Source organism: Piscinibacter sp. PDB1-1, assembly GCF_056675995.1.
In genome coordinates, this window is record NZ_JBWVZJ010000002.1 from 879,985 (window position 1) to 900,817 (window position 20,833).

Consider the following 20,833-nt stretch of genomic DNA (forward strand, 5'->3'; position numbering starts at 1 on the left):
GTCACGTCTTCTTCAGGCAGTCAGGTAGTCGCGAACGGCGGCGATGGCATGGTCCACGCCCTGCGCATCGACATCGAGATGGGTCACGAATCGCAGGCGGTACAGGCCGGTGGCCAGCACGCCGTGCGACTTCAGATAGGGCAGCAGGCCGGCGGCGCGATCGCCCGTCAGATCGGCAAACACCATGTTGGTCTGCGGCGTCTCGACCGTGAGCCCCGGCAAGCCGGCAAGCCCTTGCGCCAAGCGCCGTGCGAGCGCGTGATCATTTGCCAGGCGATCGACATGGTGGTCGAGCGCATGCAGCGCCGCAGCCGCGAGCACCCCCGCCTGCCGCATGCCGCCCCCGAGCATCTTGCGCCAGCGGTGCGCGCTCTTGATCAGCGCCTGCGGGCCGCACAGGGCCGAGCCCACGGGGGCTCCCAGCCCCTTGGAGAAACACACGGACACGGTGTCGAAATGCCGTGCGATCTCGCGCACGGGGGCGCCCAGTGCCGCGGCCGCGTTGAAGACGCGAGCCCCGTCGAGATGGGTCGCCAGGCCGCGGCTCCGCGCGAGAGCGGTGGCGTCGGCCATGTAGCTCATTGGCAGAGCCTTGCCGCCGAGCGTGTTCTCCAGACACAGCAGGCGCGAGCGGGCGAAGTGCGCGTCGTCGGGCTTGATGGCGGCCTCGATGTCGCGCAGCGCGAGCGTGCCGTCAGACTGGTGTTCCAGCGGTTGCGGCTGCACGCTGCCCAGCACCGCCGCGCCACCGGCCTCCCAGCGGTAGGTGTGCGCCATCTGGCCGACGATGTATTCGTCGCCACGCGCGCAGTGGCTCATGATGGCAATCAGGTTGCTCTGCGTGCCGCTGGGCACGAAGAGCGCCGCTTCCTTGCCGAGCATCGACGCGATGCGCTCCTGGAGTGCGTTGACGGCAGGGTCGTCGCCGAACACATCGTCACCGACCTCGGCGCGCGCCATCGCCTCACGCATGGCAGCGGTCGGCCGTGTGACCGTGTCGCTGCGCAGATCAATGATCTTCACGGCCGCAGATCCAGGAAGTTCTTCAGCATCGCGTGCCCATGCTCGGTGAGGATGGACTCGGGATGGAACTGCACGCCTTCGAGCGGCGTCTTGGTGCCTGCGAGTTCGGTGTGGCGCACACCCATGATCTCGTCGTCTTGCGAGGTGGAGGTGATCTCCAGCTCGCGCGGCAACGTGGCGCGCTCGATCACCAGCGAGTGGTAGCGGATGACGGTGAACTGCTCCGGCAGGTCGGCGTAAACACCGCGCCGGTCGGTCGTGATGACGTCGGTCTTGCCGTGCATCTGCGTCTTGGCGCGGATGATCTTGCCGCCCAGCGCCGCACCGATCGCCTGGTGGCCCAGGCACACGCCGAGCAGGGGCAGCTTGCCGGTGAAGTGCTGAATCGCACTGACGCAGATGCCGGCTTCGGCGGGCGAACACGGGCCGGGCGACAGCACCAGCTTGGCGGGCTTCAACTCGCTGATGCCTTCGAGCGTGATCTCGTCGTTGCGGAACACGCGCACGTCTTCGCCCAGCTCGGCGAAGTACTGCACCAGGTTGAACGTGAAGCTGTCGTAGTTGTCGATCATGAGCAGCATGTCAGAAGCCCTCCTCGACGAGTTCGGCAGCGCGAAGCAGCGCGCGCGCCTTGGCTTCGGTTTCCTTCCATTCCAGCTCGGGCACCGAATCGGCCACCACGCCGGCCGCGGCCTGCACGTACAGCGTGTTGTCCTTGACGATGCCGGTGCGGATCGCGATCGCCACGTCCATGTCGCCGGCGAAGCTCAGGTAGCCGCAGGCCCCGCCATAGATGCCGCGCTTGACGGGCTCCAGCTCGTCGATGATCTCCATCGCCCGCACCTTGGGCGCGCCGGTCAGCGTGCCGGCCGGGAAGGTGGCCTTGAGCACGTCGAGGCTGGTCATGCCGTCTTTCAACAGGCCCTCGACGTTGCTCACGATGTGCATCACGTGCGAGTAGCGCTCGATCACGAAGGCATCGGTCACCTTCACGCTGCCGGTCTTGGCGATGCGGCCGATGTCGTTGCGCGCCAGGTCGATCAGCATCACGTGCTCGGCGCGCTCTTTCGGGTCGGCGCTGAGCTCTTCTTCGAGCGCCTTGTCCTGTTCGGGCGTGGCGCCGCGCGGGCGCGTGCCGGCGAGCGGTCGAATGGTGATCTTCTGGCCCTCGGGCGTGTGCTCCTGGCGCACCAGGATCTCGGGCGAGGCGCCGACGATCTGGAAGTCGCCCATGTCGTAGAAGTACATGTACGGCGACGGGTTCAGCGAGCGCAGCGCGCGGTACAGGCTGAGCGGCGATTCGGTGTAGCGCTTCTGCAGCCGCTGGCCCACCTGCACCTGCATCATGTCGCCGGCGGCGATGTATTCCTTGGCCTTGAGCACGGCGGCGATGTAGTCGTCTTTCGCGAACTCTCGCTCCACCGTGTGCGAGCTGCCGCGCTTCACCGGCGGCGCGGTCACGCTGTACTTGAGCTTGTCGGTGAGTTCGGCCAGGCGGCGCTTGCCGCGGAAGTAGGCCTCGGGCTGACCCGGATCGGCGTAGACGATCAGGTAGAGCCGGCCCGACAGGTTGTCGATCACCGCCAGCTCTTCGCACTGCAGCAGCAGCAAGTCGGGCGTGTCGATGCCGCCCGGCTTGTGCACGCCCGCGAGCTTGTGCTCCATGTAGCGCACCGCGTCGTAGCCGAAGTAGCCGGCCAGGCCGCCGCAAAAGCGCGGCATGCCGGGGCGCAGGGCCACCTTGAAGCGCTTCTGGTACTCGGCGATGAAGTCGAGCGGGTTGCCCTCGTGGCTTTCGACGATCTGGCCGTCGGTCACCACCTCGGTGTGGAAGCCGGTGGCGCGCAGCAGCGTGCGCGCCGGCAAACCAATGAAGGAGTAGCGCCCGAAACGCTCGCCGCCGACCACGGATTCGAGCAGGAAGCTGTGTTTGCCGCTGCCCGCGGCATAGGCCAGCTTGAGGTAGAGCGAGAGGGGGGTTTCGAGGTCCGCGAAGGCCTCGGCCATCAGCGGGATGCGGTTGTAGCCTTCGGCGGCGAGGCTCTTGAACTCAAGTTCGGTGATCACGTTGCAGGGCCCTCCACGGCCCGGCGAGCCTGGGTGCGCGGCTCGCTTGGTGATTGATTCAGACGGTCGGCCACCCGCGGGGGCGACCGGTGGAGCCGGGGCGCGCAACGCTCGTCAGGAAGGAACGTGCATCACCGGCGGCAAACTAAACCTGCGCAGGCCGGCTACGCCAGGGCCATGCTCCCCGGTCGTTCGACCCTTTGGTTTGTTTGCGCGCGATGAACATCCAAAAAGTGTAGCAGCAGGCCTCTTGCTGCAACGCAGCGAGCGCCCGCCGGGAAACGTTCACAGACAAGCGCGACAGCAACTTGCGACAATCGCAGTTTGCGCACACTCGTGCGACATCGACGCCATTCGCGCAGCGAGAGATCGCGCGCCAGCCTCTGGAGACGACCTTGATCCGCCAATTGCTCACCGTCACTCTGGCCGCCCTGCTTGCAGGCGCCGCATCGCTCGCCCAGGCCCAGCCCGTCGAGGTGGGCGGCGTGAAGTACGAACCCACCGCGCAGGTGGCCAACACGCCGCTGGTGCTCAATGGCGCGGGCGTTCGCTACAAGGCGATCTTCAAGGTCTACACCGCCGGCCTGTACCTGACCAAGAAGGCCAGCACGACCGAAGCCGTGCTCGCCACGCCCGGGCCGAAGCGCATCCACATCGTGATGCTGCGCGAGATCAATGCCAATGAACTCGGCAAGCTCTTCACGCGAGGCATGGAAGACAACGCGCCGCGCGACGAGTTCTCGAAGTCGGTGTCGGGCACGCTCAAGCTGAGCGAGCTGTTCTTCCAGAAGAAGAAGCTGAACGCTGGCGATTCGTTCTCGGTCGACTTCACCCCGGGCGTGGGCACCGTGATCATGATCAACGGCAAGTCGTCGACCGACCCGATCAAGGAGCCCGAGTTCTTCTCGGCCCTGGTCAAGATCTGGCTGGGTCAGTCGCCCGCCGACGCGAACCTCAAGGACGCCCTGCTCGGCAAGAGCGCCCAGCAAGGCAACAGCTCGATCCCGAACTGAGCGTCGCCGTCAGGCGAGCGCGTCGAGCCGGTCGATCACGCCATCGGAATCGACGCCGGTGACCGGCTCGCCGTGGTTGAAGCCGTAGCTCACCAGCACGACCGGGCACCCCGCGGCGCGGGCCGCCTGGGCGTCGTTGCTGGAGTCGCCCACCATCAAGGTGCGCGCCGGGGCCGTGCCTAGCGCCTCGCAGGTCTTGATGAGCGGCAACGGGTCGGGCTTCTTGCGCTCGAACGCATCGCCGCCGAAGACCTGATCGAAGTAAGCCGCCAGCCCCTTCTTCTCGAGCAGCGGGCGTGCGAAGGCCGCGGGCTTGTTGGTCAGGCAGGCCAGCTTCAGGCCGCGCCCGCGCAGGGCCTCCAACCCTTCGACCACACCCGGGTAGACCTCCGAGCAGTCGCCGTTGATCTGCAGGTAGTGGTGCTGATAGCGCGCCCAGGCCGCTTCATAGCGATCCGCCGGCGCAGCCACGTGCGCCAGTGTGCGGCGGATCAGGTGCTCCGATCCCTTGCCCACGGTCAGCTCGATGAATGCGCGATCGACCGATGCCAGGCCCAGGTCGCGCAGCATGGCGTTGAGGGCGAAGTCGAAATCACCCAGGGTGTCCACCATCGTTCCGTCGAGGTCGATGATGGCCGCTTGCAGGCGGTCGAGTCGAGGCAGGGTCGTGGTGGCCAAGGCAGGGTGCGGCAGGCGCGAGGGGAGCAGGGCGCGAAGTAGAACCCAACTCTGCGGTCGACACCAGCCACGGGGTGGGCTGCCCATGTTGTACGACAACACAGGGGCCCAGGCCCTCGCTGCGCATGCCTAGTCCCGGCAACGGTTTTTGCATTCCGTGGTTCTACGCACCCAAAGCACCGGGGAAACCAGACCTTGACGGACGCTGAACGGAGATCGATGCTCCCGGCCTTGTCGTCAGACGTCTGACAACTTGCCTGATTCATGCCGGAGAACCACCCGATGCACCCCTTCCCTATCCGCCGCAGCCTGGGCGCGGCCGCGATTGCCGCCTCTCTGTGGGCGCTGCTCGGCGCCGCGCAGGCGGCCACCTTTGTGTATGTGGCCAATGCCGACAGCCGAGACATCTCGGTGCTCGAGCTCGACCGCAGCGCCGGCCAGCTCAAGCCGGTCGAGACGGTGCCGGTGGATGGCATGGTGATGCCCCTGGCGCTCAGCCCCGACCGCCGCGTGCTCTACGCAGCGCTGCGCTCGCAGCCCTTTCGCGTGGTCAGCCTGGCGATCGACCCGGCCAGCGGCAAGCTGAAGAAGCTGGGCGAAGCACCGCTGGCCGACAGCATGGCCAACATCGATGTCGACGCCACAGGCCGCTGGCTCTTCGCGGCCTCGTACCCGGGCCACAAGATCACGGTCAACAAGATCGACGACAAGGGTGTGGTGGGAGCCATCGAGCAGCTGATTCCCACCACCCCGAACGCGCATGCGATCCACGCCGATGCCGCCAACCGCTACGTACTGGCCACGAGCCTCGGTGGCGACAACGTCTCGGTGTGGCAGTTCGACGCCGCCAAGGGGCGGCTGACACCCAACGACCCGCCGCTTGCGACGGTCGCGGCCAAGTCCGGGGCACGCCATTTCGTGTGGGACAAGGCACAGCGCCACGTCTACCTGCTGAATGAACTCGACGCATCGCTCGACGTCTTCCGCTGGGACGCCGCGCGCGGCACCCTGCAGCACCTGCAGCGCACCACCGCCTTGCCGGCCGGTTTCAGCGACGGCAAGCCCTGGGCGGCCGACATCCACCTCACGCCGGATGGGCGCTTTCTCTATGCATCGGAGCGCCGTTCGAGCACGATCACCACCTACAAGGTCGACGCCGAGAAGGGCACGCTGGAGTCTCTGGGCCAGACGCCCACCGAGAAGACGCCACGTGGCTTTGCCATCGATTCGAGCGGGCGCTTCCTGATTTCGTCCGGCCAGGAGTCGCACAGCGTGACCGTGCACCCGATCGACCCGGCCACCGGCAAGCTCGGCGCCGGCAGCCGCTTCGCCGTGGGCAAGAACCCGAATTGGGTCGAGATCGTCGACCTGCCCTGAACACCATCTCACCCCGAGGAGACCGACCATGACCTCTCGCCGCAACCTGCTGCTGTCTCTTGCCGCCGCTGGCCTGCCACTGGGCAGCGCCCATGCCCAGGCCGACACCTGGCCCGCCAAGCAGCCGATCAAGATCATCGTGCCCTTCGCCGCCGGCGGAACCTCGGACTCGCTGGCCCGACTGCTCGGCCAGCGCCTGGGCGAGATCGTCAAGCAGACCGTGATCGTCGAGAACCGCGGTGGTGCGGGCGGCATGATCGGCAGCGATGCGGCCGCCAAGTCGCCGGCCGACGGCTACACCCTCGTGCTGGGCACGATCTCGTCGCACTCGATCATCCCGGCGCTGCAAAAGAAGGTGCCCTACGACGCAGCGAAAGACTTTGCGCCGGTGTTCTTCATCGGCAGCGTCTCCAACGTCGTGCTGGTGGGCGCCGGGCAGCCGATGAAGAACATGAAGGATCTGATCGCTGCCGCCAAGGCCGCGCCGGGGACCATCTCGTTCGGCACCGCCGGCACCGGCAGCTCGCAGCACCTCTCGGGCGAGCAACTCAAGCTCGCCGCCGGCATCGACCTCACCCACGTGCCCTACAAAGGCAGCGGCCCCTCGATGCAGGACCTGATCGCGGGGCAGATCCCGATGAGCATCGACACCGCGCTGGTGGCGCTGCCGCACATCCGCTCGGGGCGCATCCGCGCGCTGGCGGTCACGTCGGGCAAGCGCGCCCTGGCCATGCCAGAAGTACCGACCCTGGCCGAAGCCGCGGGCCTCAAGGGCTTCGACGTGAGCTCGTGGCAGGCGTTCTTTGCGCCGGCCGCCACGCCGCCTGCGATCATCAACGCCCTGCACAAGGCCTTCACGCAGATGGCGGGCGAGACGCAGATCGCCGCGCGCCTGCAGGCGATGGGCGTGGAATACACGCCGATGACCCCGGCCCAGCTCGGCACCTTCCAGCGCAACGAGATCGCGCGCTGGGTCAAGGTGGGTCAGCAGTCGAAGATCGAACTCTGACCGAAAGGGCCGGCGCGCCTCAGCGGGCCAGCTCGGCCCGCATCGCGTCGATCACCGCCTTGTAGTCGGGCTTGCCGAAGATCGCGCTGCCGGCCACGAAGGTGTCGGCCCCGGCATCGGCCACGTGGCGGATGTTGTCCACCTTGATGCCGCCGTCGACCTCCAGCCGGATGTCACGGCCGCTCTTCTCGATGATCCGGCGCGCCTGCTCGATCTTGCGCAGCGTGCCCGGGATGAAGCTCTGGCCGCCAAAGCCGGGGTTCACGCTCATGAGCAGGATCAGGTCGACCTTGTCGATCACCCACTCGAGCACATCAAGCGAACTGGCGGGGTTGAACACCAGACCGGCCTGCTTGCCTTCGCCCTTGATGAGCTGAAGCGTGCGGTCCACGTGCGTGCTGGCGTCGGGGTGGAAGCTCACCAGGTCGGCCCCGGCCTGGCAGAACGCCTGGGCCAGGGAATCCACCGGCTGCACCATCAGGTGCACGTCGATCGGCACCTTGGTTCCGTCGGCCTTCACCGAGTGCTTGCGCAGCGCCTCGCAGATCATCGGCCCGAAGGTCAGGTTGGGGACGTAATGGTTGTCCATCACGTCGAAGTGGATCCAGTCGGCGCCGGCGGCGATGACGTTCTTCACTTCGTCGCCAAGGCGGGCGAAGTCGGCCGAGAGGATGCTCGGGGCGATGCGGAAGGTGGTCGGGCTCATGCGCGAATTCTAGGAGTCTCTTCATCAGGGCATCCCTAGAATCCTCGGATGGCCGAACCCCAATTTACCTGCAGCGTGGTCGCGCGCTACCTGCCTGAAGAGTCGCAGATCGAATCCGGCGTCTTCGCCTTCTCGTACACCATCACCGTGCGCAACACGGGGCCGGTGACGGCGCAGTTGATCGCCCGCCACTGGTGGGTCACCGACGCACGCGGCCATGTCGAAGAGGTGCACGGCCTGGCGGTGGTGGGCAAGCAACCGCTGCTCAAGCCCGGCGAGCAGTTCGAATACACGAGCTGGATGCGCCTGGGCACGCCGCAGGGCAGCATGCGCGGCCACTACGACTGCATGACCGAAGACGCCTCACCGTTCACCGCCGAGGTGCCCGAGTTCGGCCTGTCCATTCCGTCGGCGCTGCACTGATGGGTTGGTTCCACAGAGCACGCGAGGCGGCACGGGCCAAGGTCAAGTCCACGACCAAGGGCAAGGGTGACTGGGACCTGAGCGCGCTGCTCAACGCGGCCGACCCGAACGCGAGCCTGCCCGAGCGCAACCTGTGGCTGGTGCGCCTGCTCGACTGGTTGCGCCGCGCGGCCGAGCCACTGCCCAACCAGCAAACCCCCACGCCGCTGCTGCGCCTGCGGCACATGCTCAACGTGCTGGAGCGCCACCCGGAGCACCGCGCGCGGGTGAGCGCCGTGCTGCAACGCTTCTGGGGCGAGGTGAACACCACCGCCTTGCTGGCCGACTTCGGCTTCCCGCCGAACATGGGGCTCGGGGCCGAGTTGGGGCAGCGCCTGCGCATGCGCCTGCTGCCCGGCACGCCGGCCACCACCAACCTGGCCGAGCTGTTCGGGCTGCTGTTCCCGGTGGCGAGCGACGCCGACTGGCTCGACGCGCTGGACGCCGACACGCTCGTTCGCATCAGCGAGCTGCTGCGGCCTGCCGACAGTGCCGCCACGCCGGCATGGCAGACCGCGTTCCTCGACGCCATCACTTACCTGTGCGCCGCCATCCGTGCCTCCGGCTTTTCGCCGCTGTTGCGCGAGCGCATGAGCCCCGAGCTGCTGTTGCAGTCGCCGTTTCGCCAGCTCGCCAGCGCGGCCGAGAACGTGCGCGAACTGGTGATCGCCGGCGACCAGCCCGCCCTGCTGCGCGAGGTGCAGTACCTGCGCGCCCTGCTCACCGTGTGCCGCCAGTGCGCCGAGAGCGTGCACGAGCACCTTGAAGAACACGGCGTCTCGGTCGACGTGGTGTTCGAGGTCGACCAACTGCGCCAGCGCACGCACCGCATCGAAGACCTGCTGACCTGCGTGATGAGCCCCGACCCCATGCCCGACGCCGTGCGGCTGGTCGCACAACTGGTGCGCAAGGCCGAATCGCGGCGCGGCATCCGCGCGCTGTTCGCGCACCAGTACTCCATGCTCGCGCGCAAGGTGGCCGAGCGCAGCGCCGAAACCGGCGAGCACTACATCACCCGCGACAGCGCCACGTACCGCGAGATGTTCCGCAAGGCTGCCGGTGGCGGCGCGGTGCTGGCGGGCACCACCTTCGTCAAGTTCGCGGTGCTCGCGGTGGGCCTGTCGGCCTTCTGGACCGGTTTCATGGCGGGCGTGAACTACGCGCTCAGCTTCGTGCTGATCCAGTTGCTGCACTTCACGGTCGCGACCAAGCAGCCGGCGATGACGGCCCCCGCCATGGCCGACAAGCTCAGCGACGTCGCCAGCGATGAGGCCGTGGAAAGCTTCGTCGACGAGGTGGCGCACCTGATCCGCTCGCAGGCGGCCGGCATCTTCGGCAACCTGATCGCGGTGGCGCCGGTGGTGCTGGCGGTGCAACTGGCATTCCAGTACGCCTTCGGCCTGCCGCTGGCGGGAGAGGTGGCGGCGATGCACTCGCTGGAGTCGCTCACGCTGCTGGGGCCGTCGGTGTTCTATGCGGCCTTCACCGGTGTGCTGCTGTTCGCCAGCTCGATCATCGCGGGCTGGGTCGAGAACTGGTTCGTCTGGCACCGCATCGACAGCGCCATCGCCTGGAACCCGCGCATCGTGGCGCGTCTCGGCTCGGCGCGGGCACAGCGCTGGGCGCTCTACTGGCGCGCCAACATCTCGGGCTTCGCCGCCAACATCTCGCTGGGCATGATGCTGGGCGTGGTGCCCGTGCTGGCGGCGTTCTTCGCGCTGCCGCTCGATGTGCGCCACGTGACGCTCTCCACTGGCCAACTGGCAGCGGCCGTGGGCGCGCTCGGCTTCGGGCTGGTGAGCCAGCCGATCTTCTGGTGGTGCGTGGCCGGTGTGGCGCTGACGGGGGTGTTCAACCTCGGCGTGAGCTTCTTCCTGGCCTTCAAGGTGGCGCTGCGCTCGCGCGGCATCCGCCTGACCGACCGCAGCCGCATCTACCGTGCGATCCGCCGGCGGCTGTGGCGCGCACCGCTGTCCTTCTTGTGGCCGCCCAAGACACCCAAGGCAGCCGAAACGCCCGTGACGCCTTAGGCGCCGCCCTTGTCCTCGCCGTCGCGGTGATCCTCGTCGTGATCGCTGCGGCGCTCGCCGCCCTTGCGTCCGGAGAACATGGTCCACCACACGATCAACACCAGCACGGCCAACGCGGCCAGGGCTTCGAGCAACAACAGACCCATGATGAGAACCTACCGAGGTGCATGCCGGCTGCTTGCGGCGGCCGCGATTCTAGGCGGGCTGGCCTCCTGCGCAGACTACCCGCAGGCGCCCGAGCCGTCGCAGCCGACCGCCACCTCGGCTCCGGCCAGCGGCGCCGCCAGCACGCCCGCCGTCATGCAACGGGGCAGAAGCCGCTGGGTCAGCACCGAGTGGTCCGAGCTGCCCGGCTGGGAATCCGACGCGCTCAGCGAGTGGTGGCCCGCCCTGCTGCGCGGCTGCGCCGGCACGCCGCCCTTCGAGTGGGCGCGCATCTGCACCGACGCGCGTGGCATGACCCCACCCACTGACGCTGCCGCCCGGACCTGGCTGCGCCAGCGCCTGCGCCCATGGCGTGTGGAGTCGCCCGACGGCAGCCCCATCGACGGCCTGCTGACAGGCTACTTCGAGCCACTCGTGGAAGCACGCCGCACGCCGGGCGGCGCGTTCCGTACCGCGCTGTACGGCCCGCCCGCCGACCTGAACACGCGCAAGCCGTACTGGACTCGCCAGCAGCTCGACGCCAGCAGCCCGGCGCAAGCCTCGCTGCGCGGCCGCGCCCTCGCCTACGTGGCCGACCCGCTGGAGGCGCTCATCCTGCAGATCCAGGGCTCGGGCCGCTTGAACCTCACCGAGGCCAACGGCCAGCGCAAGCTGGTACGCGTGGCCTTCGCCGGGCACAACGACCACCCCTACAAGTCAGTTGGCAAATGGCTGATCGAACAGGGCGAGCTGCGCCCCGACCAGGCCTCGTGGCCGGGCATCAAGGCCTGGGCACGTGCCAACCCCAAGCGCCTGAACCAGATGCTGTGGAGCAACCCGCGCTTCGTGTTCTTCCGCGAAGAGCCCCTGCCCGACCCGGCGGTCGGCCCCAAGGGCGCGCAGGGCGTGCCGCTCACGCCCGGCCGCTCCATCGCGGTCGATGCGCAGAGCGTCCCCTACGGCACCCCGGTGTGGCTGGACAGCACCGAGCCGCTGTCGAGCACGCCACTGCGCCGGCTGGTGATGGCGCAGGACACCGGCAGCGCGATCACCGGCGCGGTGCGCGCCGACTACTTCTGGGGCTGGGGCGACGCAGCCGAGCAGCAGGCCGGCCGAATGAAGCAGCCGCTGCGCATGTGGGTACTGTGGCCACGCTGACCACCACCCGCGCAGCCTGACCCTTCGATACCTCAGGGCGGGCTACGCACTGCGTGCGGATCGAAGGCCCGCACAGGCCGTGCCCGGCTTCGAGACCTCAGCCCGTGCGGGCTGCGGTCTGCGACCCGTTCAAGCCGGCACCCGCGCCGCGGCCTTCATCGTGCTGGCGATCACGCCGTAGACGTCGATCCAGGCGTCGCGCACTTCGGGTGTGAACGCCACCCCGATGCCCTGCTGCAGCGTGCTGAGCAAGGCGGTGCCCACGGTGTCGTAATGCTCGTCGCGCACGCCGTAGTCGGCATGGCGGCGGCCGAGCTGCTCGAGCACGGGGATGAGCTTCTGGGGTTGGTCGAGCAGGCCGACGGCAGCGCCGATCATCTGCATGAGGCGCTCGCCCTGCACCGCCATGTCGCTCTTGAAGAGAGACTGGAGATGGGGATCGAGCGCGAAGAGGTTGGCGTAGAACAGTTCTGCCGCCTGCGGCGCGATCGGCTCGACGAGGTCGAAGCTCTCTTTCACCAACTCGTTGGTGTACTGATCCATGGCGATTCCTCCGTGCGGTGCATGGCGATGCGTGCCGAACGGAGCAATGCAAGCAGCGCGCCGCCCCGGGCCGGTGCGGCGGAGGCAGGCGCCTCGGGGAAAGTCAGGTCAGGGATTGCGCGAGGCCGGCGATCAGGATCGCGGCGCCGGCAAATGCCACCAGCACCCAATTCGGCAGAAAGCCGTGGGGGACGGGGTGGGGGCGATGACGTTGCTTGTCAGTCATGTGAGTTCCAGCATCCAAACCGACTCAATTGGGCGGCTTCCAGCGGCTCAGAGTGGGGTTTCGAGCCGTCAAGGCCGATCAAGCGAACTTTGTGCCAGCCTTTGCGGAGCTCAGTGGCTCGCCCGGGCGGAGGGGCGCCCGTAGAGCTCCACGTAGTGCGCCACGGCGTCGCCGTTGGTGCCCACCATGCGCACGGCGTGATGGACTTGCGCGTCGGGCACGTCGAGCAGCCACGACCAGCGAGCCACTTCCAGCGGGTCGGCCACGTTCACCACCGCGTGGCAGGGGCGTTCATAGGTGGAGGTGGGGTCGGTTTGCATGGCACAACGGGCGGTTGCGTTTGGATGCTTGTTGTATCGGCCGCTGCCCGGGCGACTTGAGATTCGGGCAAGCCCCCAGGGCGGGTTCTAGTGCAACTTCTCAGGCCACGACCGTGCGGTTGCGCCCGCCGGTCTTGGCCTGGTACATGGCGCGATCGGCGCGGTCGATGATGGTGTCGACCTTGTCTTCGAGGCAGCACACGCCGATGCCGGCCGAGAAGGTGATGCTCAGCCCCGGCGCGATGTGGTCGAAGGTGCGCTCGGCCAGCAGCATGCGCATGCGCTCCACGCACATCAGCGCCTCGTCGGCCCCGGTGTTGGGCAGCATCAGCAAGAACTCCTCGCCGCCCCAGCGGGCCATGGCGTCGCCGCCGCGCAAGGCGTTGCTGATGACATCGGCAAAGATCTGCAGCACCTGGTCACCGGCCTGGTGGCCGTGCTGGTCGTTCACGCGCTTGAAGTGGTCGATGTCCATCAGCACCATGCTGATCGGCGCGCGACTGCGCGTCTGGCGGCCACGCTCGGCCATGATCAGCGTACCCATGTGGCGGCGGTTCGACAGGCCGGTGAGTTCGTCTTGCGTGGCCAGCAGCCGGTTCTGGGCCAGGGCGCCTTCCAATTGCGCCCGTTGGTGATGCAACTTCGCGCGGATGCCGCTCAGCAGCACCGACAGGCGGCACACCGTTGCGAGCATCAGCGAGACCAGCAGGAAGTGAAGCAACTCGACCTGCCAGGGGTGCGACAGCGGCTGCAGAACCGCGCAGGCGGCCATCGTTGCGCCGATGGCGGCGGCAGACAACAGCGCAAGCCGCCGGGCCTGCACGGCGGTGAGTGCGAACACGCCGAACACCTGACCGAGCAACAGCGCCATCAACATGGCGCCGCGCACCGGCCCGGCGATGGCATAGGCGGCGCACGCGGCCACCACGCACCCCAGGCACTGCAGCTGGGTCAGTGCAGGGTCGGACACAAAGCGCCGGCTGAAGCCACTGCGAATGGCTGCGTAGAAGACCAGGGACAGCGCGACCACACCACCGATCACGCCCAAGGCAGCCACCAGCGGAATCACGCCCGCCAGCACACCGGCGGCGACGATCACGCTCAGCCCGAAGTACACGCCGGCAGCCATCAGCGACTGCTTGATGCGCACGCGCTGCTGCCGGTCAACGCCCAGCAGGGCGTCAACCCACGGGGTGACTTCGGCTCGATTCATGACTGACGTGCTTATCGGCGTGGCGCGGCGAAACTGAAAGGTACCCCTTCGTCGCCGTGCGCGAAAGCACACACATGAACAGGGTCACCCCCTGAACCGGGGCCCGTGCCACACCGAGCAGCTGTGGCGCGTGAACTGGGGCACGCTCAGCCGGCCCGGGCTCCGTCCTTGGCCGAGCCTTTCAGCCGCGGCGCCGCCGTCGGCAGAGACCACAACCAGATGGCCACCGCCAGACAGCAGCCGGCCGGCGCCCAGCGCCAGGGCGACGAGATGATGAACCAGCACCCGATGGAGCTCGCGGCCATCATCACCGTGGCCAGCTGCTTGGCGCGCAGCGGCACGGCGCGGTGGGCGCGCCAGTCGCGCACCATGGGGCCGAAGCGCGGGTGGGTGAGCAGCCAGCGCTCGCATCGCTCGCTGCCGCGCGAAAAACAGAACGCCGCCAGCAGCACGAAGGGCACCGTGGGCAACAAGGGCACGAAGATGCCGACGAGGCCGGTGAGCATGCACAGCACGCCCGCCATGACCCACAAGGCGCGCAGCCAGCGCGCACGGGACTTGCTCGTCAACTCGGGGTTCGCCATGCCACGGATCGTAGTGGCAGTTGGCATGCCTGCGTGCACTCGCGCTGCCACGGCAGGCCACCGTGGTGGCGGCGCCTTCTCAGGCCTGCGGAGAACCAGCGCGCCTGGTCACCCAGCGCGCCCGCGACAACGCCACCATCTCCACCACGCCCCACAGCAAGGCGCAGCCGATCACCGCCATCGAGTGCGCGGAGCACAGCGGGTTCTGTTTGCGGGGCAGTCCGGTCATGGCCACACCGTAGCGGCGCCATGTGACGGGTTTGTGTCACGCCCCGGTCAAACGCAGGCGCTAAGGTCGGTCACTTGCACGCCGCCCCCGAACTGCATGAACTGCAGCGCCTGATCGAGGAAGGCCGGCCCCACCTTGCCTCCCACCGGCTGCGCGAGGTGAACGCCGGCGGTGACCCGCTGCCCGTGTGGGGGCTCACGCTGGGCAGCGATGCGCCCGACGCGCCGGCCGTCGGCTTCTTCGGCGGCGTGCACGGGCTCGAACGCATCGGCGCCGAGGTGGTGCTGGCCTACTTGCGCAACCTGGTCGCGCGATTGGCGTGGGACGAGCACCTGCACCGCCTCCTCGAAGGCCTGCGCCTGGTCTTCATGCCCGTCATCAACCCCGGCGGGCTGGTGCTGGGCACGCGCGCCAACCCGCAGGGCGTGGACCTGATGCGCAACTCGCCGGTCGAATCGCTGGAGCGTGTGCCCATGCTGCTCGGCGGCCAGCGCCGCAGCGCCGCCCTGCCCTGGTACCGAGGTCGTGAGGGTGATGCCATGGAGCCCGAGAGCACGGCCCTGTGCGCGTTCGTCGAGCAGGAGTTGTGGGGCCGCCCATTGGCCATCGCGCTCGACTGCCACTCCGGCTTCGGCCTGCGCGATCGCCTGTGGTTTCCGCACGCACACAGCCCGCAGCCGATGCAGCACCTGGCCGAAGTCCACGCCCTGGGCGCGATCTTTGACCGCAGCCACCCGCAGCACCGCTACGTGTTCGAACCGCAGAGCCGCCAGTACCTCACGCACGGCGACTTGTGGGATCACCTCTACCTAGGCGCCTGCGAGCGGCACCCGCAACAGGTGTTCCTGCCGCTCACGCTGGAGCTGGGCTCCTGGCTGTGGGTGAAGAAGAACCCGCGCCAGCTCTTCACGCGGCACGGCATCTTCAACCCCTTGATCGAACACCGCCAGCAACGCGTGCTGCGCGAGCACATGCCCTTGCTCGACTTCATCACGCGCGCCGCGGCGAGCCACGCGCGTTGGTTGCCTCGCGATGCGCGCCGCGAGCAGCACCACGCGCAGGGCCTGTCGCGCTGGTGGTCGGCTACAGGCCCAGCTCGCTGAGGCCGGGGTGATCGTCGGGCCGCCGGCCGAGCGGCCAATGGAAGAGCCGCTTTGATTCTGCAATTGCGAGGTCGTTGATGCTGGCGTAGCGACGCATCATCAGACCCGAGCTGTTGAACTCCCAGTTCTCGTTGCCGTAGCTGCGAAACCACTGGCCGGATTCGTCATGCCATTCGTAGGCGAAGCGAACCGCGATGCGGGCGCCGTCGAACGCCCACAGCTCCTTGATGAGCCTGTAGTCGAGCTCGCGCACCCACTTGCGCTGCAAGAAGGCATGCACCTCGGCGCGGCCCACAGGGAACTCGGCGCGGTTTCGCCACTGCGTGTCTTCGGTATAGACGCCGACCACACGGTCCGGGTCGCGCGAGTTCCAGGCGTCTTCGGCCAGACGCACCTTCAGGCGGGCGGTGGCGTCGCTGAAGGGCGGAATGGGTGGGCGGGTTTCCATGCGTTCGTCCTATGGTGCGGGCCTTCGATCCGCGTAGCGGACCCTGCCCTGAGGTAGCGAAGGGTCAGGCTGAGCGGCTGGGGTGTGCTCGTGCGACCTTGCTCTTCGAAGTCCACTTCCCGCTCAGCCTGAGGTCTCGAAGGCCCACTCCGAACGACGCAAGCTCAGTACGTCTTGTACGGCAGGAACTTGCCGCTCATCGTGATGCTCACCCGATCGCCCTTCGGGTCGGCCTCGCGTTGCAGGTCCATCTTGAAATCGATCGCGCTCATGATGCCGTCGCCGAACTCTTCGTGGATCAGTTCCTTGAAGGTCGTGCCGTACACGTTCACGAGTTCATAGAAGCGGTAGATCAGCGGGTCGGTCGGCACGCTGGTAGGCAGCGAGCCCTTGTAGGGCACGACCTGCAGCCACTTCTGCTCGGCATCGCTCAGGCCGAAGATCTCGCCGACGATGCCGGCCTGCTTGGCGTCCAGCGTCATCTGGCCCAGGCAGGCGGCGGTAACCCACTCCTTGCTCAGCCCGACCTTGGTGGCTACATCGGACCACTTGATGCCCTTGGCGACCTTGGTGGTGACGATCTTTTCGGTGACGTCGATTCGGCTCATGTGTTGCTCCTCTGGTTGTGAAAGGGTGAAAGGCAGTTCATACAACGCGCTGCAGCGGCACGCTGCGCGCAGGGGAATCGGTGGCCGGCTCGCTCGGCGGCAGGCCGGGCGTGACCACCGGCGGGTGCGCGGGGGCCTTGCCGTGGGCGAGCTCCTTCGAGCGAGCCACGAGAAAGTCGACCAGGTGGTTGCGGATCAGGTAGTACTGCGGATCGTGGTGCAGCGTGGCCCGCTCGCGCCGGCACGACATGGTGTTAGCCGCCACCTCGGCCACACGCGCCTGAGGGCCATTGCTCATGAGCAGGATCTTGTCGGCCAGCAGGATGGCCTCGTCCACGTCGTGCGTGATCATGAACACCGTCTGGTGTGTCTCGGCGCAGATCCGCAGAAGCTCATCCTGGATCGTGCCGCGGGTGAGCGCATCCAGCGCGCCGAAGGGCTCGTCGAGCAGCAGCATCTTGGGCTGGATGGCAAAGGCCCGCGCAATGCCCACGCGCTGCTTCATGCCGCCCGAGAGCGCCGACGGCTTCTTGTCGATGGCGGCAGAGAGGCCCACCATCTCCACGTACTTCTCGACCTGCGCGTTGACCTGCTCGCCGCTCCAGTCGGGCCACTTGCTGCGCACCGCGAAGGCGATGTTCTTGCGCACCGTGAGCCAGGGCATCAGCGCGTGGCCCTGGAACACCACGCCGCGCTCCAGGCTCGGGCCATCGATCTCGCGGCCGTCCATCAGCACGTGGCCCTCGCTGGCCTGCTCCAGGCCCGCCAGCACGTTCAGGATGGTGGTCTTGCCACAACCGCTGTGGCCGATGATGCAGACGAACTCGCCGCGTTCGATGCCGAAGTTGACGCTGTCGAAGACGGGCTCGGCCGACCCCGGATACGTCTTCCCGAGACCTTCGACCTGCAGGAACGGTTTAGTCATGACGGCCCCATGGCCCTTGTGGGCCGTTCCCCAACGGGATGCGCGCGCGCTGGGGCGGCACGGCGACAAGCTCAATCGACATACGTCACCGCCTTCTGCAGCCGCGCGAACATCGCATCGAGCAGCATGCCCACCACGCCGATCACCACGATGGCGAAGATCACGTTGGTGAGCGAGAGGTTGTTCCACTCGTTCCACACGAAGTAGCCGATGCCCGTGCCGCCCACCAGCATCTCGGCCGCCACGATCACCAGCCAGGCGATGCTCATGCTGATGCGCATGCCGGTCAGGATGGTCGGCGCCGCCGCCGGCAGGATCACCTCGAACGCGCGGCGCAGCGGGCCGACCTCCAGGGTCTTGGCCACGTTCAGCCAATCGCGCCGAACCGTGCTCACGCCGAAGGCGGTGTTGATGAGCATCGGCCACACCGAGCAGATGAAGATCACGAAGATGCCCGAGAGCGACGAGTCCTTGATCGTGTAAAGCGCGATCGGCATCCACGCCAGCGGCGAGATGGGTTTGAGCACCTGGATGAACGGGTCGAGCGCGCGGTACACCAGCGGGCTCATGCCGATCAGAAAGCCGAGCGGGATGGCCACCAGCGCCGCCAGCAGATAGCCCAGCGCCACGCGGCCAAGCGAGTAGCCGAGCTGCAGGCCGATGCCCTTGTCGTTGGGGCCGTTGTCATAGAAGGGCTTGGAGAGCTGATCGACGAAGGTGCCGCCCACCTGCGCCGGTGTCGGGAAGCCCGACTTCGTGCTGCTGCTCGCCGCCCCGTCTTCACCGGTCGGCTTGCCCATCAGCCGCGCGTACTCGATCTGCTCAGGCGTCAGCTTAGGCGCCGCGCTCGCGGTGGGCCGCGTGGCTGCATGCCACGCGCCCATCACGAGCACGAAGATCGCCAGCGACAGAAGCGCCGCCTTGAAACTCATGGAACGCGTTCGGCTCATGGGCTCAGGCGCTTTGCTTGGAGATCGCGAAACTCTTGAGGTACTCGTCGGGTTTGGCCGAGTCGAACACCTTGCCCATGATCGTGAACTTGGGGTACGCGCCCAGCTTCTCGTCGGGCAGCGGCTGGCCGAGTTGCTTCATCGTCTTCTTCGCATCGGTGAGCATGAACACCTTCTCGGCGATCTGCTTGTAGTCCACGTCGCCCTTGATGTAGCCCCAGCGCTTCATCTGCGTGAGCATCCACACTGCCATGCTCTGCCAGGGCATGGGGTCGAAATCGGCGCGGTCGGGCACGTTCTTCACGTTGCCCAGGCCATCGGCAAACTTGCCTGTCAGCACCTGCGCGATCACGGTCTCGGGCTGGTTCAGGTAGGCCTGCGGCGCGATCACCTTGGCAATCAGCTCTCGGTTCTTGGCCTCGCGCGCCATGGCCGCCGAGGTGAGCACCGCACGGTACAGCGCCGCAAAGGTGTTGGGGTTCTTCTGGATGAACTCGGTGCTGGTGCCAAAGGCACAGCAGGGGTGGCCGTTCCACAGGTCCTTGGTGAGCAGGTGGATGAAGCCCACCTCTTCGTACACCGCGCGCTGGTTGAAGGGGTCGGGGCCGAGGTAGCCGTCGATGTTGCCGGCGCGCAGGTTGGCCACCATCTCGGGCGGAGGCACCACGCGGATCTGCACGTCGGTGTCGGGGTTCACGCCATGCTCCGCCAGGTAGTAGCGCAGCAGGAAGTTGTGCATCGAGTAATCGAACGGCACCGCGAACTTGAAGCCCTTCCAGTTCTTCGGGTCGCGGTTGTTCTTGTGCTTCATCGCCAGCGTGATCGCCTGGCCGTTGATGTTCTGGATGGTCGCCACGTTCATCGGCGTGGCGTTGGCACCCAGCCCCATCGAGATGGCCAAGGGCATGGGCGACAGGAAGTGCGTGGCGTCGTACTCCTTGTTGAGCATCTTGTCGCGGATGAGCGCCCAGCCCGCCGTCTTGACCACCTGCACGTCGAGCCCTTGCTTGGCATAGAAGCCCAGCGGGTGCGCCATGATCAGCGGCGTGGCGCAGGTGATGGGGATGAAGCCGATCTTCAGGTCCTTCTTTTCCAGCGCGCCCTTCGTGTCTTGCGCCATCGCCTGCAACGACGCCACGGGCAGCACGCTGCCGATGGCAGCCATCGCCGACCCCTTGCCCACGGCGCGGAGGAGGCGGCGGCGCATGGCGTCTTGCGGGAACAGCGCCTTGACCAGCGTGGCCTCGATGAAGTCGTTCGAGTACGACTCGAACTCAGCGGTCTCGCTGCGGCGCCGGAGTTCGGTCACGGCATCGGCCGCGCCGAGCGCCGCGTGGTGCTCCTCGGCCGAGCTGTGCTGCCCGCAGGCGCAGCTCAGGCGCAGCGGCCGGTCGGCGTTGTACGGATCGAAACGGTTGTCGGTGTCGGCGCGCATGCGTGTTCCTTCGAGGTGATGGAAGGCATGCTAGGGACGTGAGCGCCATCGCGAAATCGTGGGGGGCGGGGTTGTTTTGTAGGGGTGGCACTACAAGGCCGCCCAAGGGCGGATGCGATGCAAGGGTTGCGCTGAGCGGGTGGGTTGGCGACTGTGGTGCTGCTCAAGATGGCCGCCACGAATGGGGGCGGGGCCGCCCGCTTGATTGGAAGGCGCCGTCGGTCGGGGAGGCGACCCTTCCCACCTTCGGCTGTGAGTCACGAAGCTGGGACCTGTTTGCTGGCGTCGGTTTGCATCGGGTTTCCGACGCATTCCGGAAAATTTAGGCGGCCTAAACTGCCGACATTCGATCGCCTGTGGGCGACATCCGCACGGTGTTTATAGGGCCAGCAGGGAGGAATGATGACGCAACACATCGACATTAGGCCGCAGTGGGCCGGACAGCGCATGCGGCCTATTTGACGTTAGGCGTACGAATGCAGCCTGTGGAAAGCCGTGCAGTGAATCAAGCAGCTAGCCACGCGGAGTCGTGCCGTGCTGAGTTCTTCGCGGGTTGCCACTCGGTGTTGTTCGCACAGTGCT

General features: G+C 67.3%; 24 protein-coding genes. 7 read left to right on the forward strand and 17 right to left on the reverse strand.

Annotated elements, in window-relative coordinates:
• Positions 1-12: 12 nt before the first annotated feature.
• The 3 genes from ltaE to trpE are packed head-to-tail and all read right to left on the reverse strand — an operon-like array spanning position 13 to position 3,090.
• Positions 13-1,023 (reverse strand): low-specificity L-threonine aldolase, encoded by a 1,011-nt coding sequence (gene ltaE, locus AC1KAR_RS15880; RefSeq protein ID WP_480319359.1) that lies wholly within the window; start codon positions 1,021-1,023, stop codon positions 13-15.
• Positions 1,020-1,604 carry an aminodeoxychorismate/anthranilate synthase component II gene (locus AC1KAR_RS15885; RefSeq protein WP_480319361.1) on the reverse strand — a complete coding sequence of 195 codons (585 nt, stop codon included), beginning with the start codon at positions 1,602-1,604 and terminating at the stop codon, positions 1,020-1,022. Before AC1KAR_RS15885 ends, ltaE begins: the two co-directional genes overlap by 4 nt.
• 1 nt (position 1,605) lies before the next feature.
• A complete protein-coding gene (trpE, locus tag AC1KAR_RS15890; RefSeq protein ID WP_480319363.1) occupies positions 1,606-3,090 on the reverse strand; it encodes an anthranilate synthase component I in 1,485 nt (494 codons plus the stop codon).
• A 395-nt stretch (positions 3,091-3,485) separates the two neighbouring features.
• On the opposite strand from trpE, the gene AC1KAR_RS15895 reads away from it, so the two are divergent.
• Complete coding sequence (locus tag AC1KAR_RS15895) at positions 3,486-4,103, forward strand: chalcone isomerase family protein (RefSeq protein ID WP_480319365.1); 618 nt, start codon at positions 3,486-3,488, stop codon at positions 4,101-4,103.
• A gap of 9 nt (positions 4,104-4,112) precedes the next feature.
• Here the strand turns inward: AC1KAR_RS15895 and gph are convergent, their stop codons facing one another.
• Positions 4,113-4,781, reverse strand: a complete 669-nt coding sequence (gph, locus tag AC1KAR_RS15900) for a phosphoglycolate phosphatase (protein WP_480319367.1) — start codon at positions 4,779-4,781, stop codon at positions 4,113-4,115.
• Positions 4,782-5,063: 282 nt separating this feature from the next.
• Here gph and AC1KAR_RS15905 point away from each other — a divergent pair, with 282 nt between their 5' ends.
• Together AC1KAR_RS15905 and AC1KAR_RS15910 are read left to right on the forward strand one after the other, a co-directional pair.
• Positions 5,064-6,158, forward strand: a complete 1,095-nt coding sequence (locus tag AC1KAR_RS15905; protein ID WP_480319369.1) for a lactonase family protein — start codon at positions 5,064-5,066, stop codon at positions 6,156-6,158.
• 28 nt (positions 6,159-6,186) lie between these two features.
• Positions 6,187-7,167 (forward strand): tripartite tricarboxylate transporter substrate binding protein, encoded by a 981-nt coding sequence (locus AC1KAR_RS15910; RefSeq protein WP_480319371.1) that lies wholly within the window; start codon positions 6,187-6,189, stop codon positions 7,165-7,167.
• Between the two features lie 19 nt (positions 7,168-7,186).
• Here AC1KAR_RS15910 and rpe read toward each other — a convergent pair whose 3' ends face one another.
• Positions 7,187-7,873 carry a ribulose-phosphate 3-epimerase gene (rpe, locus tag AC1KAR_RS15915; RefSeq protein WP_480319373.1) on the reverse strand — a complete coding sequence of 229 codons (687 nt, stop codon included), beginning with the start codon at positions 7,871-7,873 and terminating at the stop codon, positions 7,187-7,189.
• A 48-nt stretch (positions 7,874-7,921) separates the two neighbouring features.
• On the opposite strand from rpe, the gene apaG reads away from it, so the two are divergent.
• Positions 7,922-8,296 carry a Co2+/Mg2+ efflux protein ApaG gene (gene apaG / locus AC1KAR_RS15920; protein WP_480319375.1) on the forward strand — a complete coding sequence of 125 codons (375 nt, stop codon included), beginning with the start codon at positions 7,922-7,924 and terminating at the stop codon, positions 8,294-8,296.
• On the forward strand, positions 8,296-10,365 hold the full coding sequence (locus AC1KAR_RS15925) for a site-specific recombinase (protein WP_480319377.1): 2,070 nt from the start codon (positions 8,296-8,298) through the stop codon (positions 10,363-10,365). Before apaG ends, AC1KAR_RS15925 begins: the two co-directional genes overlap by 1 nt.
• Here the strand turns inward: AC1KAR_RS15925 and AC1KAR_RS15930 are convergent.
• Positions 10,362-10,511: a hypothetical protein gene (locus AC1KAR_RS15930; protein WP_480319379.1), complete on the reverse strand. Its 150-nt coding sequence runs from the start codon at positions 10,509-10,511 to the stop codon at positions 10,362-10,364. The two genes, AC1KAR_RS15925 and AC1KAR_RS15930, sit on opposite strands and share 4 nt — an antisense overlap.
• Here AC1KAR_RS15930 and mltA point away from each other — a divergent pair.
• The gene (gene mltA / locus AC1KAR_RS15935) at positions 10,444-11,667 is read left to right on the forward strand and encodes a murein transglycosylase A (RefSeq protein ID WP_480319381.1); all 1,224 of its coding nucleotides are present in this window, start codon (positions 10,444-10,446) and stop codon (positions 11,665-11,667) included. The genes AC1KAR_RS15930 and mltA overlap by 68 nt on opposite strands.
• A gap of 129 nt (positions 11,668-11,796) precedes the next feature.
• Here the strand turns inward: mltA and AC1KAR_RS15940 are convergent, their stop codons facing one another.
• The 6 genes from AC1KAR_RS15940 to AC1KAR_RS15965 form a co-directional block, all read right to left on the reverse strand.
• On the reverse strand, positions 11,797-12,210 hold the full coding sequence (locus AC1KAR_RS15940) for a globin family protein (RefSeq protein WP_480319383.1): 414 nt from the start codon (positions 12,208-12,210) through the stop codon (positions 11,797-11,799).
• A gap of 103 nt (positions 12,211-12,313) precedes the next feature.
• Positions 12,314-12,436 carry a hypothetical protein gene (locus AC1KAR_RS15945; RefSeq protein WP_480319385.1) on the reverse strand — a complete coding sequence of 41 codons (123 nt, stop codon included), beginning with the start codon at positions 12,434-12,436 and terminating at the stop codon, positions 12,314-12,316.
• Positions 12,437-12,546: 110 nt separating this feature from the next.
• Entirely contained in the window at positions 12,547-12,756 is a 210-nt protein-coding gene (locus AC1KAR_RS15950; protein WP_480319387.1) for a DUF3606 domain-containing protein, read from the reverse strand.
• 100 nt (positions 12,757-12,856) lie between these two features.
• Complete coding sequence (locus tag AC1KAR_RS15955) at positions 12,857-13,969, reverse strand: GGDEF domain-containing protein (RefSeq protein ID WP_480319389.1); 1,113 nt, start codon at positions 13,967-13,969, stop codon at positions 12,857-12,859.
• Positions 13,970-14,115: 146 nt separating this feature from the next.
• The gene (locus tag AC1KAR_RS15960) at positions 14,116-14,580 is read right to left on the reverse strand and encodes a YbaN family protein (RefSeq protein WP_480319391.1); all 465 of its coding nucleotides are present in this window, start codon (positions 14,578-14,580) and stop codon (positions 14,116-14,118) included.
• Positions 14,581-14,632: 52 nt separating this feature from the next.
• Positions 14,633-14,782 carry a hypothetical protein gene (locus AC1KAR_RS15965; RefSeq protein ID WP_480319393.1) on the reverse strand — a complete coding sequence of 50 codons (150 nt, stop codon included), beginning with the start codon at positions 14,780-14,782 and terminating at the stop codon, positions 14,633-14,635.
• 74 nt (positions 14,783-14,856) lie between these two features.
• On the opposite strand from AC1KAR_RS15965, the gene AC1KAR_RS15970 reads away from it, so the two are divergent.
• A complete protein-coding gene (locus tag AC1KAR_RS15970; protein WP_480319395.1) occupies positions 14,857-15,885 on the forward strand; it encodes a M14 family zinc carboxypeptidase in 1,029 nt (342 codons plus the stop codon).
• Here AC1KAR_RS15970 and AC1KAR_RS15975 read toward each other — a convergent pair.
• From AC1KAR_RS15975 to AC1KAR_RS15995, 5 genes are all read right to left on the reverse strand, one after another.
• On the reverse strand, positions 15,866-16,333 hold the full coding sequence (locus AC1KAR_RS15975) for a nuclear transport factor 2 family protein (RefSeq protein WP_480319397.1): 468 nt from the start codon (positions 16,331-16,333) through the stop codon (positions 15,866-15,868). The two genes, AC1KAR_RS15970 and AC1KAR_RS15975, sit on opposite strands and share 20 nt — an antisense overlap.
• Positions 16,334-16,497: 164 nt before the next feature.
• Complete coding sequence (gene cynS, locus AC1KAR_RS15980) at positions 16,498-16,941, reverse strand: cyanase (RefSeq protein WP_480319399.1); 444 nt, start codon at positions 16,939-16,941, stop codon at positions 16,498-16,500.
• A gap of 37 nt (positions 16,942-16,978) precedes the next feature.
• Positions 16,979-17,866, reverse strand: coding sequence for an ABC transporter ATP-binding protein (locus AC1KAR_RS15985; RefSeq protein ID WP_480319401.1), 888 nt, complete (start codon positions 17,864-17,866; stop codon positions 16,979-16,981).
• Between the two features lie 71 nt (positions 17,867-17,937).
• Complete coding sequence (ntrB, locus tag AC1KAR_RS15990) at positions 17,938-18,816, reverse strand: nitrate ABC transporter permease (RefSeq protein WP_480319403.1); 879 nt, start codon at positions 18,814-18,816, stop codon at positions 17,938-17,940.
• A 4-nt stretch (positions 18,817-18,820) separates the two neighbouring features.
• Complete coding sequence (locus tag AC1KAR_RS15995; RefSeq protein WP_480319405.1) at positions 18,821-20,251, reverse strand: CmpA/NrtA family ABC transporter substrate-binding protein; 1,431 nt, start codon at positions 20,249-20,251, stop codon at positions 18,821-18,823.
• Between the last annotated feature and the right edge of the window lie 582 nt (positions 20,252-20,833).

Coding starts and splice junctions, on each gene's coding strand:
- AC1KAR_RS15975 (WP_480319397.1), bottom strand. CDS start 16,333: ATGGAAACCCGCCCACCCATTCCGCCCTTCAGCGACGCCACCGCCCGC.
- AC1KAR_RS15905 (WP_480319369.1), top strand. CDS start 5,064: ATGCACCCCTTCCCTATCCGCCGCAGCCTGGGCGCGGCCGCGATTGCC.
- AC1KAR_RS15985 (WP_480319401.1), bottom strand. CDS start 17,866: ATGACTAAACCGTTCCTGCAGGTCGAAGGTCTCGGGAAGACGTATCCG.
- apaG (WP_480319375.1), top strand. CDS start 7,922: ATGGCCGAACCCCAATTTACCTGCAGCGTGGTCGCGCGCTACCTGCCT.
- AC1KAR_RS15965 (WP_480319393.1), bottom strand. CDS start 14,782: ATGACCGGACTGCCCCGCAAACAGAACCCGCTGTGCTCCGCGCACTCG.
- AC1KAR_RS15995 (WP_480319405.1), bottom strand. CDS start 20,251: ATGCGCGCCGACACCGACAACCGTTTCGATCCGTACAACGCCGACCGG.
- AC1KAR_RS15960 (WP_480319391.1), bottom strand. CDS start 14,580: ATGCCAACTGCCACTACGATCCGTGGCATGGCGAACCCCGAGTTGACG.
- ntrB (WP_480319403.1), bottom strand. CDS start 18,816: ATGAGCCGAACGCGTTCCATGAGTTTCAAGGCGGCGCTTCTGTCGCTG.
- AC1KAR_RS15930 (WP_480319379.1), bottom strand. CDS start 10,511: ATGGGTCTGTTGTTGCTCGAAGCCCTGGCCGCGTTGGCCGTGCTGGTG.
- AC1KAR_RS15950 (WP_480319387.1), bottom strand. CDS start 12,756: ATGCAAACCGACCCCACCTCCACCTATGAACGCCCCTGCCACGCGGTG.
- AC1KAR_RS15925 (WP_480319377.1), top strand. CDS start 8,296: ATGGGTTGGTTCCACAGAGCACGCGAGGCGGCACGGGCCAAGGTCAAG.
- AC1KAR_RS15945 (WP_480319385.1), bottom strand. CDS start 12,436: ATGACTGACAAGCAACGTCATCGCCCCCACCCCGTCCCCCACGGCTTT.
- AC1KAR_RS15940 (WP_480319383.1), bottom strand. CDS start 12,210: ATGGATCAGTACACCAACGAGTTGGTGAAAGAGAGCTTCGACCTCGTC.
- AC1KAR_RS15885 (WP_480319361.1), bottom strand. CDS start 1,604: ATGCTGCTCATGATCGACAACTACGACAGCTTCACGTTCAACCTGGTG.
- cynS (WP_480319399.1), bottom strand. CDS start 16,941: ATGAGCCGAATCGACGTCACCGAAAAGATCGTCACCACCAAGGTCGCC.
- mltA (WP_480319381.1), top strand. CDS start 10,444: ATGGTCCACCACACGATCAACACCAGCACGGCCAACGCGGCCAGGGCT.
- rpe (WP_480319373.1), bottom strand. CDS start 7,873: ATGAGCCCGACCACCTTCCGCATCGCCCCGAGCATCCTCTCGGCCGAC.
- AC1KAR_RS15955 (WP_480319389.1), bottom strand. CDS start 13,969: ATGAATCGAGCCGAAGTCACCCCGTGGGTTGACGCCCTGCTGGGCGTT.
- AC1KAR_RS15910 (WP_480319371.1), top strand. CDS start 6,187: ATGACCTCTCGCCGCAACCTGCTGCTGTCTCTTGCCGCCGCTGGCCTG.